This window comes from Kitasatospora sp. NPDC048540, from assembly GCF_040651175.1.
Lineage (GTDB): Bacteria > Actinomycetota > Actinomycetes > Streptomycetales > Streptomycetaceae > Kitasatospora.
On the sequence record NZ_JBEZIR010000158.1, the window covers coordinates 1 to 17929 of the forward strand.

The window sequence follows — 17929 nt, forward strand, 5'->3', positions numbered from 1 at the left end:
CCCCGAGCTGTACGACATGGTCCGCGACGCCGCGTACGTGCTGGACCTGGAGCAGGTCCCGGACCTGTACGTGACCCAGGACCCGGCGGTCATCGAAGGGCGGCGGCGGGTGCGGGGCAGTGCGGAGCAGGGGCCGGTGGAGCCGGACGGCCGGGGCTCAGTGACCCTGGCGCGACCAGACCGGGCTGACCAGGCCGATCAGCAGTGCGGCGGCGCCGACCTGGAGCAGATGCCGGACCCAGTCGACCCCGGAAGTGTCGCGGACGCCGAGCGCGGCGGCCAGGCTGTTGCCGATCAGACCGCCGGCGATGCCGAGCAGGACGGTCAGCCAGAGCGGGATCGCCTGGCGGCCCGGGAGCACCAGCTTGGCGAGCAGGCCGATCACGAGGCCCGCGAGGATGGCCCAGAGGATGGTCATGGGGACTCCCTTTCATCCGTTCCGTCCCGGGCTGTCCGGGGACCCCCGTCGCGTGCCCGCGTTCCGCCGCCGCATGCATGCGGCGCGGAGGCGGCCCCGCACCGCCGATGCAGGAGGTCCCCGCCCACCGACGCGCCCGCCGTGCGGCCGTGGCCGACGGCCTGCCCGTGGAGCGGCATCCCGGGCGGTGCGCCGCACGTGCCCGAGGCCGAGGCCTGGCCCCATCGGCGGAGTGAGAATGGAAGGGGCACGGCGTACGGAACCCGCCGACCGATCGACCGACCCCGAGAGCGGGGCGAGGGCCGGCACGGCGGACCGGCACGGTGGACGTGGTCAGGAGGCGATCGTCGTGGGTGCGGGCTTCTCCCACCGGGAGCGTCAGGAACTGGCGGCGATCGAGCGCGGGCTGGCCCTGGGCGACCGCAGGCTGGCGCGGTGCCTGCGGACGGGCCGGATCGGACTGCTGGGTCTGCTCGCCGGCCCGACCACCACGCTCCTGGCGTTGGTGGTGGTCGCGGCCGCGGCGGCCGGGGCGACGGCGGCCGCCGCCGCGCAGAGCCTGGGGGTGCTGGCCAGGATCGCCTTCATGCTGTGGGCCGCCGCCGTCGGATGCGCGCTGCGCCTGTGGGTGATCCGGCATCCCGACCGCCCGCTGAGCCGGTGAGCCGCTGGGCAACTGCACTCCGCCGCCCCGCCGTTCCCGGTCGGCGCCCGGGGCGTATCGTACGGGCCGTGACCGAACTGATCTTCCGCGGGAGAGACCGGTACCGACCGTCCTGGGGGCATTTCGCGGGCCTGTGCGCCGTGTTGGCCGTGCAGATGGCCGTCGCCGCCTACAAGCTCGGTCCGGTCGGGTTCTGCTGGGTGCTCGGCGTGACCGTCGCACTCATCGGCCTGGGACTCCTCCTGGCGTTCCGGAGCTGGACCACGGTCGGGGCCGGCGGAATAACCGTCTGCTGGGGCATCGGGAGTGGCCGGACCTACCCCTGGCACGAGATCCGGTGGATCGACGTACGCGAGACCAGGAGCCAGTACGGGACGTCGCTCGTGCCGCGGATGTTCCTGGTGAGCGGGCGGCGCCGCGCACTGCCCGGGCTGCATCACAGCGAGCTCTACCCCGCGCCCGACTTCGCCGTCGAGTTCCGGCGGATCGTGGCCTGGTGGGAGCTGAGTACCGACGAGTCCGCACGGGTGCGGCCGCCGAAGGGGTTGAGGGACCGGCTGACGCCCGCCGTGATCGCGGTCGTCGGCACGGTGCTCATCACGGTCGTCGGCGGACTGGTCCTCGTCGTCCTGGCCAACTGAGGTCCGCCGCCCCGCCCCGCCCGCCCCGCCCGGCCCGGCCGTCGGACGGCGGCCCGGGCCGGGCGCGGGTCAGGCGACGTGCAGGGTGAGGGCGGCGGTGTGCAGCTGTCCGGCGGTCCGGAACTGCAGGTGGACCCGCCAGTTGCCGGGCCGGCCGAGCAGGGCGTAGAAGGTCAGCGCCGGTCCGCCGTGGTCCCCGGCGACGGGGGTGATGGGGTGGAGGTGGGCCAGTGCCAGGTCACCTTCGTGGAACGCGCTGAGGTGGGCGTAGCTGTCGAGGTAGGGCTGGAGGTCCTGGACGGGCTGCCCGTCCTTGGCGAAGGTGACGGTCAGCGGGTCGGCCGTGCCGGCCGTCAGGTCGCCCTGGACGTCGACGGTGTAGCCGTCGACCTCGGTGGTGCCCGCCACGGCGGGCAGCGGGACCGAGCTGGCCGGGCCGGGCACGGTCACGGTCCGGCTGAGGACGAACTCGGTGCCCTTGCGCGGGCCTGCGTCGGGTGTGAACGAGGCGTACAGCCGCCAGTCGCCCGGTTCGAGGGCGGCCAGCGCGGCGGTCCAGGTGCCGTCGGCGGCCATCGTGGGGTGCAGGTGCTGATAGCCGGTCAGGTCCGAGCGGATCGCGTAGAAGTGCAGCCGTTCGGTCTGGACCTCGGCGAAGGCCGTGACCGGGCGGCCGTCCGGGCCGGTGACGGTGAACCGGTAGTTCTCCGCCCGCCCGGCGGCCAGGGTGGTGGTCGCGGGGTCGAGCCGGTAGCCGTCCTGTTCGGAGGCGAGACCCTCGCCGGCCGGCATGCCCGCCATGCCCGGCATGGCCGGCATCCCCGTCATCCCGGGCATCCCCGCCATGCCGACCGTGCCCGGGGAGGCCGGCCCGTCCGCCGTCGCGTGGTGGCCTGCCCCGGGTGCGCCCGCGTGCGCGGGGTGTCCTGTCTGCGGGGACGAACCGCAGGCGGCCAGGACGAGCAGGGCGGTCGCCCCCGCCGCCAGTGGGAGGGAGCAGAGACGCAGGACGCGGTGTCCGGCCCAGTGGTCGGTCATGGCGGGCCCTTTCGAGGGTGCGGGCGGTGCGGAGGCCGGTGCACACGCCCGGGCCGGACGCCGCCGCCGCTGCCCACACCCGCCCCGACGCGCTCCGGCCGGGAGAGGCCCCGGTACTCAGGAGATCCGCGGTCCCGGCGGCGATAACGGAAAACCGGACGGATCCGCGGAGGAGTCCCGTACGGCCGGTGCCGCCTCGCCGTGGCCGGTCGTCAGCGCCGGCGGCGTGCCTTCGCCGGAGTCCTGACCGGCGCATGGCCCCAGAACGCGCGGTAGAGCAGCATCCCCGCGGTGCCGCCCAGCCCGATCACCAGGATCAGGACGGACGGGAAGAGCACGGGCCGCCAGCCGACCTGCGCGGGGAACGCCACCGTGGACGTCCGGTGCGGGTCGACGAGCACGGTCCGGACCGCGCCCGGCTCCAGCAGGGGCAGCCCGTCGCCCGGATCGGTGTCGGCCCTGACCTGCCGGCCGTCGGGCAGCGCGAGAGCCATGCCGTTCGGCCTGTGGTGCTGCGGGTCGGAGTAATCCACCCTGACGACGGTGGCCTGCACCTGCTCGGCACCGGCGTAGCGGTAGTGGTAACGGGCCTGCGAGCCCATCCACAGCAGACCCATCACCACGCACCCGCCGAACACGACGAGCCCGAACACCAGTTTCGTCCTGTCGTACAGCGCTGGTCCCAACGCTTTCCGTGCCACGGCTCCCCCTTGATCCCCGGTGCGCAGAGCATAGAGCGCCCGGCCGGGAACAAGTAGTGGCGGGGTTGTGTTGGCATGCTCGCGACGCGAGTCGTGTCGCGGTGCAAGTGAAAGGACGGGCAGATGAAGGTGCGCAACTCGCTCCGAGCGCTCAAGGCCAAGCCCGGCGCCCAGGTGGTCCGCCGGCGTGGGAAGACCTACGTCGTCAACAAGAAGGACCCCCGGCTCAAGGCCCGGCAGGGCTGACCGGAACGGCCGGGCGGGCCGCAGGAGGGCCACCGGCCCCCGCGGCCCCCGGCCGGACGGGTCGGTCGCCGGGCCACCCGGAGATCGAAACCCTCCCGGCCGGTGTCGGGCCGGTGCACCGTCATCCGGGTCCGGCAGCCGGGCCGTTCGGGTGCGGTGATGCAGGCCATCGTCACCGACGTGGTCTATGTGCCCGCCGAACTGGTCACCCCCGACGGGCGGGTGGTGCGGACCGAGGGCACCGACCGGTGGCGGCGGCGCCCCGGTGTCCCCGGCGCCCGAATCGCCAAGCGTGACCCCCGTACTAGAGTGAGTGCCAGGACGTGCTCGTTCCGGTCGCCCGTGCCGCCGACCCCTGTGTCGAGCCCTGTGCGTCCGCTGCTGGTCCGCGGTGCGACCTCCGAAGCCGGACTCGGGCACTGAACTCCCCCCTTCGCGCGCGGAGTTCCGGACCACACCGAGGAGAGACCCCCATGGGCTTCGTCACCTCCAAGGACGGCACGCAGATCTTCTACAAGGACTGGGGCGAGGGCCCGCCCGTGGTCTTCTCCCACGGCTGGCCGCTGACCGCCGACGCCTGGGACGCACAGCTCAAGCTGATGGCGGACAACGGGTTCCGCGCCATCGCCCACGACCGGCGCGGGGGCGGACGGTCCGGCCAGACCTGGGACGGGAACAACCTCGACACCTACGCCGACGACCTGGCCGCGCTCATGGACACGCTCGACCTCCGGGACGCCATCCTGGTCGGCCACTCGACCGGCGGCGGCGAGGTCACCCGCTACATCGGCCAGCACGGTTCCGGCCGGGTGGCCAAGGCGGTCCTGGTCGGTGCGATCCCCCCGCTGATGCTCAGGACCGAGGCCAATCCGGAGGGCCTGCCGATCGACGTCTTCGACGGTATCCGGGACGGCGTGCTCAACGACCGCTCGCAGTTCTACCGGGACCTCAGCGCATCCTTCTACGGGGCCAACCGGGACGGATCCACGGTCACCCAGGGAATCCGCGACCAGTTCTGGCTCTGGGGCATGTCGGTGGGCATCAAGGGCGCGTACGACTGCGTCAAGGCGTTCTCCGAGACCGACCTGACCGAGGACCTCAAGAAGATCGACGTCCCGACCCTGATCGTGCACGGGGACGACGACCAGATCGTGCCCATCGTGGCCTCCGGCGACAAGTCCTCGAAGCTGGTCAAGGGCGCGGTCTACAAGATCTACCCGGGTGCCCCGCACGGGCTGGCGATGATCCCGAGGTTCGCCGATCCGTTCAACGCCGACCTGCTGGCCTTCGCCCGCAGCTGACCGGCGGCAGTCGACCGGCGCCCGGGCCGCCGGATGGCGGCCCGGGCGGGTGCCTCCTACTGTCGAAGGGCAAGCGGTCCCGGCCGGAAGCGCCGCCTCCGCCGTCCGGGCCCACACTGAGAGGGAGCCCGACCATGTCCACGATGTCCGAAACCCCCGTGCTCGACACCCTGGCCGCCATGACGCTCGACTCCATCGAGCGCTGTGGGATGAACGCCGACATGCTCATCCTCACCCGCATCGCCGCGCTCGTCGCCATGGACGCACCGGCGATCTCCTACCTGGCCCACATGGGCCCCGCGGCCGAGGCGAACGTGACCCCGGAGCAGCTCCAGGACGTCCTGGTGGCCATCGCCCCGATCGTGGGCACCGCCCGCGTGATGGCGGCCGCCGGCCACATCACCGAGGCACTCGGCGTCGCCATCGCCGTGGCCGACGCCGACATGATGGACCGCATGGGCGAGTAGCCCGCCGGGCCCGGCCGTCCCGTACCGCGGGGACGGCACCCGGGGCGCGGGGACCGCGGTGCGGTGGATCCGGGATCCCGGACCCGCTGCACCGCAGTCCCCGCGCCCTCTGTCGTCCGCCCGCCGCCGCGATCCGCCCGCGGCCGAACCGCACGGCCCGGGTGCCGTGACACGTTCAGGGTCGATCTGACAGTGCGTCAAATAAGTGGCCGAAGCGCGGACCGGCGCGGCACACTTCCGTCGGGACGCGCCGGGGCCGGCGGCGCTCACCCGCGCCGTCCGCCCGCCTCCGCCCCGTCCGTCCGCTACCGGTGCCCGGTCCGGCGTCTGCGCAGCAGTGCCGCCGTGCCCGCCCACAGCGCCGCGACGACGCCGGTGACCGCCAGCACCAGGAGGAGGTTGCGCAGGTAGGGCAGGGGCAGCAGGGTGGGGTTGCCGCTGTCCGTGCCCGCGCGCAGGGCGGCGGGCAGGCCGACGGCGGTCAGAGTGGCGGCGACGATCAGCCAGCCCCGCAGGACCGGGCCGCGGACCCGCAGCGCGCCGACCGCGCAGACCACCGGCACCCACAGCCCGTCGTGCAGGATCAGCCCGCCGACGGCCCACTCCACGATGTCCAGCGGTGCGGTGATGTAGTGGTCGTTCAGCAGCCCGTACAGCCCGTAGGCCGTCAGGGCCAGGCCGCCGACGGCGGTCAGCAACCGCAGGAGCCGCGGCAGCCGCGGCGGACGAGGTGTGCGGGCCATCAGAGCGCCTCCATCCGGGCGACCCACTTGGTCTGCAGGACGCCGGGCCGGTTGGGCGCGATGATGCGCGCCGGGTAGCCGTGGTCGGGGGCGAGGACCTCGCCGTTCACGCGCAGGGCGAGCAGGGTCAGCGGGTCGCGGGCGTAGGTGGCCGGCATGTCCATCACCCGGTACGGCCCGTCGGCCTCCAGCGAGGTGACGCGCAGCCGGGCGGAGGCCGGGGCACCGGCCCGGGCCAGCAGGTCGGCCACCCGGACGCCCGACCAGCGGGCCGAGGCGCTCCAGCCCTCGACGCAGGCGATCGGCAGGTCGGCCTCGTGCTGGGGCATGGCGAGGAGCTGGTCCATCGTCAGTTCGTACGGCTGGGGGCCGTCGACCCGCAGCCGCCAGTCCGCGGGCGCGGCGGCGGTACCGGCCTGGGCGGCGGTGCGGTTGACCGGCAGGCCCTGCGGGCCGAGGCCGGGGCGGCGTGGCGCGAGCAGGTCGAGGGCGCGCAGCCAGGGCACGCTCTGCCCGGCCGTGGTGACCGTCACGGCGGCCACCGAGGCGCCGACCGCGGTCAGGAAGGCCCGGCGCTGGGCCAGGCCGGGGCGGGGCCGGCGCCAGTGCTGTCCGATCAGCGGGGCCTTGGCCGCGACGTGCAGCAGCAGGCCGCCGGTGGCGAGCCAGCCGAGCCAGAAGTGCGTCTGGCGGAAGGGGAACGGCCACGGGTACCACTGCAGGGTGTTGAACAGACCGGTGAACAGCTCCAGCAGCATCGCGCCGACCAGCACCGCGATCCCGAGCCGCTCCAGCGCGTGCAGCACGCTGCGCACCGGCGGCCATTCGAACAGCTTCGGGTACACGGTCCAGAGCTTGGCGCCGAGCAGCGGGATCGCCGCGATGCCGCTGATCACGTGCAGCCCCTGGGTCACCTGGTAGCCGATGGCGGGCCGGCTGGGCAGCCGGTCCGCCAGCCAGGGCGGCGGGTCCTGCACCAGGTGGCTGAACAGCCCGGTGAGGAAGCAGGTGAGCAGTGCCGCACCGAGCCAGCGGCCGAGCACGACGGCGGTGCGCGGGTCGTGCAGCCGGGAGCTGAACGTGCCCTCGCGCAGCGGCCCGCGCCGCAGCGCGTCGGGCGGGGTCGGCAGCGTCAGGTCGTACGGTCGGCGGCGGGGGGCGGGGGTGTCTTCGTCCACGTTCCCCATCTCACCCCGGCCGGGGCGGGAATCGGGGGTGCGGCCTGCTTACGGAAGTCGTACGTCCGCCCCCGCCGGGCCCACCGCACCGGCTGCGAGCTGGCACTCCAGCGATGCCCCAGCGGCTCCGGTTGAACTTCCGGGCGGCAGGTCGTCCACCGACCTGTCGTACCCGATTCGTCGTCATCCATGGGGGACTCATGACCGCGGAGACCATCCGCCCGATCACGCCTGCGCAGCTGCGGCTGCTCACCCACCACCGCCTGTTCCCGGGCGACGCCTCATTCAACCTGCCCGTCTGCCACCGGCTGGAGGGTGAGGTCGACGTCGAGCGGCTGCGCTCGGTGCTGGAGCGGCTCGGCCGCGAGGTGGGTGCGTTCGGCGTCGCGTTCGAGGACCGGGACGGCGCGCCGGCCAGCGTCGAGACCCCGTCCCGGGCGCGGGAGTTCAGCGTGCCCGTGATCGACCTGCCGGGGCCGGGCCGGACGCACGTCGTCGACCGGCTGGCCCGCCTGGCCGACACGCCGATCGCGCCGCAGGCCCGGCAGCAGGTGGACTTCGCCGTCCACCGGGCGGCCGACGGGGTGTACGTGTCGCTGCTGTTCTCGCACCTGGTCGCCGACGCCTACACCTTCTACAACTTCGTCGACGCGGTGGAGCGGCTCTACCGGGACCCGTCCGGCGCGCTGCCGGGCCTGGCGGCCGTCCACCCGGCGGACCTGGTGGACGAGCGGCCGGCCGATTCGGCGGCCCTGGAGTTCTTCGGGCGTCAGCTCGGCGGGCGCTCCTCGCTGACCAACGACCGGCTCGCGCAGCCGCGCGTCGGCGGCGTGCTGACCGGCACGCACCGGCGGGTGGAGCTCGACGACGAGCTGTCCGCGCGGATCCGTGCCCGGCTGGCCGAGCAGGGCACCAGCCCGTTCGCGTTCTTCCTCGCCGCGCACCTGGTGGCGCTCTCCCGGCTCACCGGCGACCGCGAGCTGGTGGCCGGGGTTCCGCTCGGCAACCGGCGCGGCCTGCGCCAGCGCCAGGCGTTCGGCTACTTCGTCAACACCCTTCCGCTGGTGGCCGACCTGACCGCGCACCGGACCTTCGCGGACCTGGTCGGCGCGGTGCACGGCGCCTCGGTCGGCCTGCTGCGGCACCAGAGCTTCGATCTGGCCGCCAACCTGCGCACGGTCGCGCCGGGGATGCAGAGCACCCTGCTGACCCTCGACAACGCCTTCACCTACTACCGCCAGCCCATCGAACTGCGCATCCCCGGCTGCTCGGTGGAGCCGCTGCTGGTGCCCAGGCAGCAGGTCAAGTACCCGTTCGGGATGACGGTGGAGGACTTCGGCGGCCGGTTCGCGGTCAACCTGGAGTACGGCGACAACCGGCGCGACGCCGACCCCGAGGGCATGCTGCGGCACCTGCTGACCCTGGTCGCCGAGGACCCGGAGACCGAACTGCGGGCCCTGCCCGCGATGGCCCCCGAGCAGGAACGGCGGATCGCGCGGCTGATCGGCGAGCCCGAGGAGTTCGAGCTGCCGCCGTCGCTGGCCGCCTGGTTCGAACGGACCGCCGCCGCGCACCCCGGCCGCACCGCCGTCCAGGACGGCGACGAGTCGCTGACCTACGCCGAACTCAACGCCCGCGCCAACCGGGTGGCCCACCGGATCGCCGAGCAGGTCCCCGGCCGGCACGTCGCGGTGGCTATGCGGCGCGGACTCGACCTGGTCGCCGTGCTGCTCGGCGTGGTCAAGGCGGGCCGGACGTACGTGCCGCTCGACCCGGCCTCGCCCGCCGCCCGGATCGCGCACATCGTCGCCGACTTCCCCGGCGGACTGCCGCTGATCGCCGACCAGGACCGGTGGCCGGACACCGCGCCGGCCCTGCTGGACAGCGCCGCACTGCTGGCGGCGGGTGCCGAACACGACCCGGCGGGCGGCGACCGCCGTGAGGAGCCCGCGTACGTCATCTTCACCTCCGGCTCCACCGGGCGCCCCAAGGGCGTGCAGGTGACGCACGCCAATGTGATGCGGCTGTTCCGGTCCGCCGAGCGGCACTTCGGCTTCGGTCCGGACGACACCTGGTGCCTGTTCCACTCCTACGCCTTCGACGTCTCGGTGTGGGAGCTGTTCGGGGCGCTGCTGCACGGCGGACGGCTGGTCGTGGTCCCGGAGCTGACCGCCAAGTCGCCGGACCGCCTGCTGACCCTGCTGGCCACCACCGGCGTCACCGTGCTCAACCAGACCCCGTCCGCCTTCCGCCAGCTGCTCAAGGTGCTGACGCCCGAGCACCGCGACACGCTCGCCGTACGGCACGTGGTCTTCGCCGGCGAGGCGCTGTCGTTCGCGGCGCTGCGTCCCTGGTACGAGGTGATGGGAGAGCGGGCGCAGCTCGCCAACATGTACGGCATCACCGAGACCACCGTGCACAGCACCTACCACCCGCTGCGTGCCGAGGACGCCCGGCGGACCCGGGAGTCGGTGATCGGCCGCCCGCTGGCCGACCTGACGGTGAGCGTGGTCGACCGCGACCTGCACCCCTGCCCGGTCGGCGTCCCCGGCGAACTGCTGGTCGGCGGGGCCGGAGTGTCGCTCGGCTACCTCGGGCGGCCCGACCTCACCGCACAGCGCTTCCTGCCCGGCGAGCATCCGGGGGAGCGCCGGTACCGCTCGGGCGATCTCGGCGTGGTCCGGCCCGACGGCACCCTGGTGTACCTCGGCCGGATCGACCGGCAGGTGCAGCTGCGCGGCTACCGGATCGAGCTCGGCGAGATCGAGTCCGCGCTGCTGGCGGTGGACGGGGTCCGCGAGTGCGTCGTCCGGATGGCCGAATCCCCGCCGGGCGAGCCGGAGTTGGTGGCGTTCCTGGCCGGCTGCCCGATCGGCGACGACGCCCAGGTGCGGGCCGCGCTGCGCGGCCTGCTGCCCGCGTACATGGTCCCGGCCCGGCTGGTCCGGCTGGCCGCGCTGCCGCTGACCGTCAACGGCAAGGTCGACGACCACGCGCTGCCCTGGCCGACGGCGGCCGCGCCGCGGACCGCCCCCGCCGGACCCGGCCGGGGCACCGGCGAGCTGGTGCGCTCGGTCTGGCAGGAGGCACTGCCGGGCGCGGTCATCGGGCCGGACGACAACCTGTTCGACCTCGGCGGCTCGTCCACCCATGTGATCGAGGTCTTCCAGCGGCTCCAGGAGCGGGTCGACACGAAGGAGTTGGAGATCATCGACCTGTTCGCGCACACCACGGTGCGCCGGCTCGCGGCCCACCTGGACGCGCTCGGCGTTCCGGCGGCTGCCGCCACGGCCACCGCCGGTGAGGAGGCCGTCTCCCGTGGCTGAACCGACGAACGAGAGCACCCCGATCGCGATCGTGGGCATGGCCGGCCGCTTCCCGGGCGCGGCCGACGTCCCGCAGTTCTGGGCCCACCTGCTCGAAGGCGCCGAACAGGTCAGGGAGTTCGGCGCCGAGGAGCTGCGTGCGGCGGGCGTCCCGGACGGGCAGGCCGGCGCGCCCACCCACCTCCCGTACGGTGCCGACCTCGCCGACGCCGACCTGTTCGACGCGGAGTTCTTCGGCCTGACACCCCGCGACGCCATGCTGACCGACCCCCAGCACCGGCTGTTCCTCACCTGCGCCTGGGAGGCCCTCCAGGACGCCGGGCACCCGCCGTCCCGGCTCACCGGCCGCACCGGCGTCTTCGGCAGCACCACGCTCAGCACCTACCTGCTCGAGAACGTGCTGCGCAGCCCCGAATTCGCCGACGCCGCGCTGAGCTACCCCGTCCTGATCGGCAACGACAAGGACTTCCTCACCACCCGGGTCTCCTACCGCCTCGGCCTGACCGGCCCCAGCATGGCCGTGCAGAGCGCCTGCTCCGGCTCCCTGGCCGCCGTCCACCTGGCCTGCGGCTCGCTGCGCCGCGGCGAGAGCGACCTGGCGCTGGCCGGCGGGGTCAGCGTGACCCTGCCGCAGACCGGCGGCTACGGGTACCAGGAGGGCGGCATCATGTCCCGGGACGGGCACTGCCGGGTCTTCGACGCCCGCTCCTCCGGCACCGTCAAGGGCAACGGCTGCGCGGTGGTGGCACTGCGGCGCCTGGACGACGCGCTGGCCGACGGCGACCAGGTGTACGCCGTGATCCGCGGCACCGCCGTCACCAACGACGGCTCCGACAAGATCGGCTTCACCGCACCCGGCCCCGCCGGCCAGCAGGGCGCGATCCTCGCCGCCCTGGCCGACTCCGGCATCCCGGCCGACCGGATCGGCTACGTGGAGACCCACGGCACCGGCACCTCCCTCGGCGACCCGATCGAGCTGCGCGCCCTCGCCGCGGCCCACACCGAGGCGGGCGGCCCGGCACCCGGCTGCGCCATCGGCAGCGTCAAGGCCAACCTCGGCCACCTGGACGCCGCCGCCGGCGTGGTCGGCCTGGTCAAGGCCGCCCTGGTGCTGCGCCACCAGACCATCCCGCCGCAGATCAACTTCGAGCGGCCCAACCCGCTGCTGCGGCTCGACCGGCTGCCGTACCGGGTGGTCACCGAGGCCACCCGCTGCGAGGAACCGCTGACCGCCGCGGCGGTCTCCTCCTTCGGCCTGGGCGGCACCAACGCCCACGTCGTCCTGTCCGCACCACCGGCCCGCGACCCGGGACCGGAAGGCCGCTACCCCGTCGTCCTGTCCGCCCGCGACCCCGAGGCCCTGCGGGCCACCGCCCACGGCCTGCTCGCCCTGCTGCGGGAGCGGCCCGTCCCGGTCGCCGAACTCGCCAGGACCCTGCTGACCGGGCGCGACCCGCTGCCCCACCGGTACGCCTTCGCCGCCTCGACCGCCGCCGAGGTCACCGCCGGCCTCCGGGCCCTGCTCGACGGCGCGCCACCCGGGCCCGACCGGGCCGGGCCCGCCGACCTGTCCGAGCCTGCCGACCCGCCCGGCGGCGCCGACCGGGCCGTGCGGGCCTGGCTCGACGGCGCGGACCTGGACCCGGCCGACTGGGGCCTGGACAGGGCCGGGAAGGTCTCCCTGCCGCCGTACCCGCTGCGCCCCACCCGGCACTGGATCGACCCGGCCCCGGACACCCCGGACCCGGCGAGCACCCGTGGTCAGGCGAGCACCCCGGGCACGCCCGCACCCGCCACCGCCGCGGCCCGGCCGGCCGTCACCACCGTGGCCGAGCTCTTCGAACGGCATCTGCGGACCACCCCGGTCGGCCCCGACGACGACTACTACGACCTGGGCGGCGACTCGCTCACCGCCGTCGACATCGTCACGGCGCTGCGCGACGCCTTCGGCGCCGACCTGGACCTCGACACCTTCGCGGCGCTGCGCACCCCGCGGCGGATCGCCGAGCGGCTGAACACCGGCCGGGCGAGCGGTGAACAGCCTGACGGCACCCCGGGCGGCCTCCCGGCGCCGGCCGGCCTCACCCCGGTCCGCGACGGTGACGGGCGCACCCTCTTCCTGCTGCCGCCGGCCGGGGGTACCAACTTCTGCTACTTCCAGCTCGCCGCGGCGGGCGGCCGGGCCGGTGTGCCGCTCGCCGCCCTGACCTTCCCGGCGGACCGGCCGGCCACGCTCCGGGCGCTGGCCGCGGCCTACCTCACGGCGGTCCGCGCGGCCCAGCCGCACGGCCCGTACCGGCTGGGCGGCTACTCCTTCGGCGGCAACGTCGCCTTCGAACTCGCTCTGCAGCTCCAGGAACAGGGCGAGCAGGTCGAGCTGCTGGTGATGTTCGACAGCCACCCGCCGGAGGCGTACGTCGGCCCGACGATCACCGAGAAGGAGTTCGCCGCCGCGTTCCCCCTGATGCTCCGCCAGGCCTTCGCCCACGACCTCGACCCCGCCGCCCTCGACCACCCGCCCGCGGACCTGGAGGAACTCCTCGAACTGGCCCGGATGCCGCACTGGACCGACGCCACCGCGGTTGAGTACCGCAGCTTCTTCCGCACCTGGAAGCACAACCACGACGCCCTCAAGGGCCACTACCCCGACCGGCGCCTGCGCGCCGACCTGGTGCTGCTGCATGCCCGGGACCAGGAGAACCGCGACCTCCTGGAGGCCCTGCAGATCCGTACCGAACCCGGGTCCCGGTGGCAGGACCACCTCGACGGCGAGCTGCGGGTGGTGACCGTCCCGGGCGACCACTTCACCATGTTCGCCGACCCCGGCCACCTGAAGCAGCTGGCCGCGGCGCTGGATTCCGTCCTCGCGGACCACGACCGGCCCTGACCGGCGGAGGAGGAGGGGGCGTCCCGTCCGGCGGACGGGACGCCCCGGTCCGCCCGCCGCGGCCGCCGGGGTCAGCCCGCGGTCCCGGCCGGTGCGACCGACTGGGCGACCGACCGGGCGAGTTCGAGCGACGTGGTGACGGCGGCCGGGATGTCCGCCACCGGGAACAGCGCGTGCCGCACCACGCGGTCGGGGCCGACCACCAGGACCAGGCGCTTGATGCGCAGGTCCTGGCCGGCCCGGAAGGCGGGCAGGCGCAGGGCGGCCGTGAGGCGGAGTTCTGCGTCGGACAGCAGGGGGAAGGGCAGGGCCTCGGCCGCGGCGAAGGCGGCCTGCTCCAGGGGCGTCTGGGTGCTGACCCCGCGGACCGCGATGCCCGCGGCCTCGAACTGCGGCCAGGCGGCGCGGAACTGGCGGTTCTCCAGGGTGCAGCCCGCGCTCCCCGGGATCGGGGTGGCGGGGACCGGCCCCGCGGGTGCGCCGGGGACACCGGTCGCCGGGTAGGCGAACAGCACGGTGGCGCGGGCCCCGGCGGACACCGGGTCGTGCCCGAGGCCGTCGGTCCCGGGGAGGACGAGTCCCTCGGGCACCGGCTCGCCGACCAGGGCCCGGACCCGGCGGGCCTCCGCGCCCTGCTCCGGCGCGCCGCCGGTCAGCGTGCCGTCGCCGAGGAGCCAGCGGTCGGCCCAGTCCTGCATCGAGACCAGGACCGGGAGCAGCCCGCGGCCCTGCTCGGTGAGCAGGTAGTCGTAGCGCGGCGGGCGGTCCTGGTAGCGGCGCCGCTCCAGCACGTGGTTCTCGGTCAGGCTGCGCAGCCGCTCGGCGAGGACCTTGCGGGACACGCCGAGCTCGTCCGCGAGCCGGTCGAAGCGGTGGTGGCCGCGGGCCACCTCGCGCAGGACGAGCAGTGTCCACCAGTCGCCCACCACGGCCGCGGCCTGTGCGATGCCGCAGTCGTCGGCCTCACGTCGTGCGGTCATCTCTCGCTCCGGGGGTCGGGTGGGCGGGTCACCTGCCTCCCATAGTAGGTTCCTGATCGAAACCTGGTGAGTATCGAAAGGGAACCCACTGTGTCGCAGCGCACCTGGAACGACGTCGACGACTACTTCAACGGTCTGCTGGTCGAGGAGGACGACGCCCTGCTGGCCGCGGTCGGCGACAGCGGGGACGCCGGTCTCCCGCCGCACCAGGTCGCCCCCAACCAGGGCAAGCTGCTGAACCTGCTGGCGCGTGTCCGGGGCGCCCGCAGCATCCTGGAGATCGGCACCCTCGGCGGCTACAGCACCATCTGGCTCGCCCGCGCCCTGCCGGCCGGCGGACGGCTGATCAGCCTGGAGGCCGACGAGGAGTGTGCGGCCGTGGCCGCCGCCAACATCGCCCGGGCCGGCCTCGCGCACGTCGTCGACATCCGGCTCGGAGCGGCACTCGACACCCTGCCGCGGCTGACCGGTGACGACGGCGCGCCGTTCGACCTGGTCTTCATCGATGCCGACAAGCCCTCGAACCCCGACTACCTGGACTGGGCGCTCAGGCTGACCCGGCCCGGCAGCGTCATCATCGGCGACAACGTGGTCCGCGACGGCGCCGTCACCGACCCGGCCAGCCCGGACCCCCGGGTGCAGGGCGTCCGCCGCTTCACCGAACTCATCGCCCGGCACCCCCGGTTGACCGCGACCGCAGTCCAGACGGTCGGCTCCAAGGGGTACGACGGCTTCGTCATGGCGCTCGTGACGGACTGACCCGCGGGAGGCAGTGGCGGCCGGTGGCGGGCCCGCCGACCCGCCACCGGCCGCCACCGGTCGTGCGACCCGTCAGCCGGCCGCGGTGAGGTGGCGGGCGAGGAAGTCCACGCTCCGCGCGACGATGGAGGGGATCTCCTCGGAGCCGAGGAAGATGTGGTCGGCGCCGTGTACGGGCACCAGCTCGACGGCGCCGCCGTGCCCGGTCAGGTGCTCGGCCAGCCGTTCGCTCTGGCTGTACGGCACCAGCCGGTCCGCGGTGCCGTGCACCAGCAGGAACGGCGGGACGGCCGACGGCACTCGACCGACCGGACTGGCCGCCGCGGCCAGGTCGGGCCGGTCGGCGGGCGAGGCGCCGAGCAGCGCGGTGTACGGATCGCCCACCCCTGGCAGCTCCGGCCCCGCGCCGCCCGCGCCGCCCGCGAGGGCGAGCGCGGGGACGGCCGACGCGGCAGCGACGATGTCGGACACCCCGTACCAGTCCACGGCGCACCGTACGGTGGTGTCCCCCCGGCCGACGCCCTCGTCCCCCTCGAGCTGGCCGTCCGTACCGGTGCTGCCGCTGCCGGGGTCGCTGCTCGGGTCGGCGCCGGTGCCCGTGAGGGCCGCCATGGCGGCCAGGTGGCCGCCGGCGGACTCCCCGAACACGCCGATCCGCGCAGCGTCGATCCCCAGCCGGTCGGCGAACCGCCGCACGTAGCGGATCGCGGCCTTGACGTCGTGCAACTGCGCCGGGAACGGCGCCTCCAGGCTGTGCCGGTAGTCGATGGTGACGACCGCCAGACCGGCCCCCAGGATCGAGCCGAACAGCAGGTCGACGGGGACGGTCGGCGGCGGGAAGCGCCGGTCGCCGTCCATCCAGCCGCCGCCGTGGATCCACACGACCGCAGGAACGGGCGCACCGGCCGGCGGGACGTGGACGTCGAGCAGGCGCGGCCGGTAGCCGAAGGTCCTGGCGTAGGTGACCGCCTCGTAGGTGAGGACACCGTCGGCCGCGCGGCGCGGCGACGGTGGCGGGACGAACGGTGGCGGCGGCCAGCCGGAATCCGGTTCCTGCGACAGCTCGGACATGGCGGCTCCTCGGGGTGGTGGGGGAGTGGGGAGGCGGGAAGGACCGGGTTCCGGCCGAGGGGGGCCGGACCGGTCGGTGCGTGGAACTCGCACCGCGCGTCAGCACGGTAACACGTGTAACCGGCGCCGACCAGACCCGTTTCGCGGACCTCCGGCCCGGCCCCCGCGCCGCACGCCCCGGCGCCGACCGCGCCCCAACCTCCGCCCGCCCGTGGACCGTTGGAATCGGCCTCGGGCGTTGGCAGGCCCGAGGGCAGCCCGACCACGGAAGATATGTCGAACCCTTGACTGCCGTCACGGCAACGCCATACTTGGGCTCACTCCCAGCCGACCGAATGAGGTGACGCCCATGGAGCTCGCCCCTTCCGCCCATGTCGACACATTCTGCCGCGACCGCCTCCCTCCGCCCGACCAGTGGCCGGAACTGCTCCTCGACCTGCCGGAGCTCCAGTACCCGCAACGCCTCAACTGCGCGCAGGTCCTGATCGACGGCGCCGTCGACCGGTGGGGCCCGGACCGCCGCTGCCTGCTCACCCCCACCGAGGAGTGGAGCTACGGCGAGCTGCGCCTCCGCTCAGGCCAGGTCGCCCAGGTGCTCACCGAGGACCTCGGGCTGGTGCCGGGCAACCGGGTCCTCCTTCGCGGGCCCAACAATCCCTGGCTGGTCGCGAGTTGGCTCGGCGTACTGAAAGCCGGCGGCGTCGCGGTGACGACGATGCCGCTGCTGAGGGCCGCCGAGCTCGACGCCCTGTGCGGGATCGGCTCGCCGGCCGTGGCGCTGTGCGACCACCGCTTCCTCGGGCCCGCCGAGAAGGCCGCGATGGCGGATCTCGTCGTCGTGCCGTACGGCGGCGACGGCGCGGACGACCTGACCGCGCGCTGCGCCGCCAAGAGCGGGCGCTTCACCGCCGTCGACACCGCCGCCGACGACGTAGCCCTGATCGCCTTCACCTCCGGGACCACCGGCCGGCCCAAGGCCACCCTGCACTTCCACCGCGACGTGCTGGCCAACGCCGACACCTTCTCCCGGCACATCCTGCGGCCCGGCCCCGACGACCTCTTCGCGGGCACCCCGCCGCTCGGCTTCACCTTCGGCCTCGGCGGGCTGGTGGTGTTCCCACTGCGGGCGGGCGCGGCCACGCTGCTGCTGGAGCAGGCCACCCCCGAGCAGCTGGCCGAGGCGGTCGCCGCACACGGGGTGAGCGTGCTGTTCACCGCACCGACCGCCTACCGGGCGATCCTCGCGGCCGGCCTGGCGGACCGCCTGAGCGGCCTGCGGCGCTGCGTCTCGGCGGGCGAACCGCTGCCGACGGCCGTCTGGGACGCTTTCCACCGGGCCACCGGGCTGCGGCTGATCGACGGCATCGGCGCCACCGAACTGCTGCACGTCTTCATCTCCGCCGCCGACGGCGAGATCCGCCCCGGCGCCACCGGCCGCCCGGTGCCCGGCTACCGGGCCGCCGTTCTCGACGACCTCGGTGCCCCCGTACCGGACGGCCAGCCGGGCCT

Annotated in this window: 16 protein-coding genes; 9 read left to right on the top strand and 7 right to left on the bottom strand. The window is 74.5% G+C overall.

Translation table 11 applies throughout. The features are described from left to right. Positions 1–157: 157 nt before the first annotated feature. Positions 158–418, bottom strand: a complete 261-nt coding sequence (locus tag AB0D08_RS36235; RefSeq protein ID WP_359894563.1) for a GlsB/YeaQ/YmgE family stress response membrane protein — start codon at positions 416–418, stop codon at positions 158–160. Positions 419–767: 349 nt separating this feature from the next. Here AB0D08_RS36235 and AB0D08_RS36240 point away from each other — a divergent pair, with 349 nt between their 5' ends. Continuing rightward, a complete protein-coding gene (locus AB0D08_RS36240; protein ID WP_033826012.1) occupies positions 768–1082 on the top strand; it encodes a DUF3040 domain-containing protein in 315 nt (104 codons plus the stop codon). 68 nt (positions 1083–1150) lie between these two features. Continuing rightward, complete coding sequence (locus AB0D08_RS36245; RefSeq protein ID WP_033826011.1) at positions 1151–1723, top strand: hypothetical protein; 573 nt, start codon at positions 1151–1153, stop codon at positions 1721–1723. Positions 1724–1792: 69 nt separating this feature from the next. On the opposite strand, the gene AB0D08_RS36250 is transcribed toward AB0D08_RS36245, so the two are convergent. Together AB0D08_RS36250 and AB0D08_RS36255 are read right to left on the bottom strand one after the other, a co-directional pair. Continuing rightward, positions 1793–2761, bottom strand: a complete 969-nt coding sequence (locus AB0D08_RS36250) for a hypothetical protein (RefSeq protein WP_359894564.1) — start codon at positions 2759–2761, stop codon at positions 1793–1795. A 212-nt stretch (positions 2762–2973) separates the two neighbouring features. Beyond that, positions 2974–3414 carry a hypothetical protein gene (locus AB0D08_RS36255; RefSeq protein WP_033826010.1) on the bottom strand — a complete coding sequence of 147 codons (441 nt, stop codon included), beginning with the start codon at positions 3412–3414 and terminating at the stop codon, positions 2974–2976. 171 nt (positions 3415–3585) lie between these two features. Here AB0D08_RS36255 and ykgO point away from each other — a divergent pair, with 171 nt between their 5' ends. From ykgO to AB0D08_RS36270, 3 genes are all read left to right on the top strand, one after another. After that, complete coding sequence (gene ykgO, locus AB0D08_RS36260) at positions 3586–3708, top strand: type B 50S ribosomal protein L36 (RefSeq protein WP_033826009.1); 123 nt, start codon at positions 3586–3588, stop codon at positions 3706–3708. Positions 3709–4181: 473 nt separating this feature from the next. After that, complete coding sequence (locus tag AB0D08_RS36265; protein WP_359894566.1) at positions 4182–5009, top strand: alpha/beta hydrolase; 828 nt, start codon at positions 4182–4184, stop codon at positions 5007–5009. Between the two features lie 134 nt (positions 5010–5143). Next, positions 5144–5476: a hypothetical protein gene (locus AB0D08_RS36270; protein ID WP_033826006.1), complete on the top strand. Its 333-nt coding sequence runs from the start codon at positions 5144–5146 to the stop codon at positions 5474–5476. A 305-nt stretch (positions 5477–5781) separates the two neighbouring features. On the opposite strand, the gene AB0D08_RS36275 is transcribed toward AB0D08_RS36270, so the two are convergent. Together AB0D08_RS36275 and AB0D08_RS36280 are read right to left on the bottom strand one after the other, a co-directional pair. After that, the gene (locus tag AB0D08_RS36275; protein WP_359894568.1) at positions 5782–6219 is read right to left on the bottom strand and encodes a hypothetical protein; all 438 of its coding nucleotides are present in this window, start codon (positions 6217–6219) and stop codon (positions 5782–5784) included. Further along, on the bottom strand, positions 6219–7328 hold the full coding sequence (locus tag AB0D08_RS36280) for a molybdopterin-dependent oxidoreductase (RefSeq protein WP_233289455.1): 1110 nt from the start codon (positions 7326–7328) through the stop codon (positions 6219–6221). The genes AB0D08_RS36275 and AB0D08_RS36280 overlap by 1 nt, the downstream gene beginning before the upstream one ends. Before the next feature lie 269 nt (positions 7329–7597). Between AB0D08_RS36280 and AB0D08_RS36285 the strand changes: the two genes are divergently transcribed. Together AB0D08_RS36285 and AB0D08_RS36290 are read left to right on the top strand one after the other, a co-directional pair. Then, positions 7598–10723 carry an amino acid adenylation domain-containing protein gene (locus AB0D08_RS36285; protein ID WP_359894570.1) on the top strand — a complete coding sequence of 1042 codons (3126 nt, stop codon included), beginning with the start codon at positions 7598–7600 and terminating at the stop codon, positions 10721–10723. Then, a complete protein-coding gene (locus tag AB0D08_RS36290; protein WP_359894572.1) occupies positions 10716–13610 on the top strand; it encodes a beta-ketoacyl synthase N-terminal-like domain-containing protein in 2895 nt (964 codons plus the stop codon). Before AB0D08_RS36285 ends, AB0D08_RS36290 begins: the two co-directional genes overlap by 8 nt. A 71-nt stretch (positions 13611–13681) precedes the next feature. Here the strand turns inward: AB0D08_RS36290 and AB0D08_RS36295 are convergent, their stop codons facing one another. Beyond that, on the bottom strand, positions 13682–14590 hold the full coding sequence (locus AB0D08_RS36295; RefSeq protein ID WP_359894574.1) for a winged helix-turn-helix transcriptional regulator: 909 nt from the start codon (positions 14588–14590) through the stop codon (positions 13682–13684). A gap of 90 nt (positions 14591–14680) precedes the next feature. On the opposite strand from AB0D08_RS36295, the gene AB0D08_RS36300 reads away from it, so the two are divergent. Next, on the top strand, positions 14681–15349 hold the full coding sequence (locus tag AB0D08_RS36300) for an O-methyltransferase (RefSeq protein ID WP_033826003.1): 669 nt from the start codon (positions 14681–14683) through the stop codon (positions 15347–15349). 72 nt (positions 15350–15421) lie between these two features. Here the strand turns inward: AB0D08_RS36300 and AB0D08_RS36305 are convergent, their stop codons facing one another. Continuing rightward, entirely contained in the window at positions 15422–16420 is a 999-nt protein-coding gene (locus AB0D08_RS36305) for an alpha/beta hydrolase (protein WP_033826002.1), read from the bottom strand. A gap of 349 nt (positions 16421–16769) precedes the next feature. Between AB0D08_RS36305 and AB0D08_RS36310 the strand changes: the two genes are divergently transcribed. After that, a partial coding sequence (locus AB0D08_RS36310) for an AMP-binding protein (protein WP_359894577.1) occupies positions 16770–17929 on the top strand: 1160 nt, incomplete at its 3' end.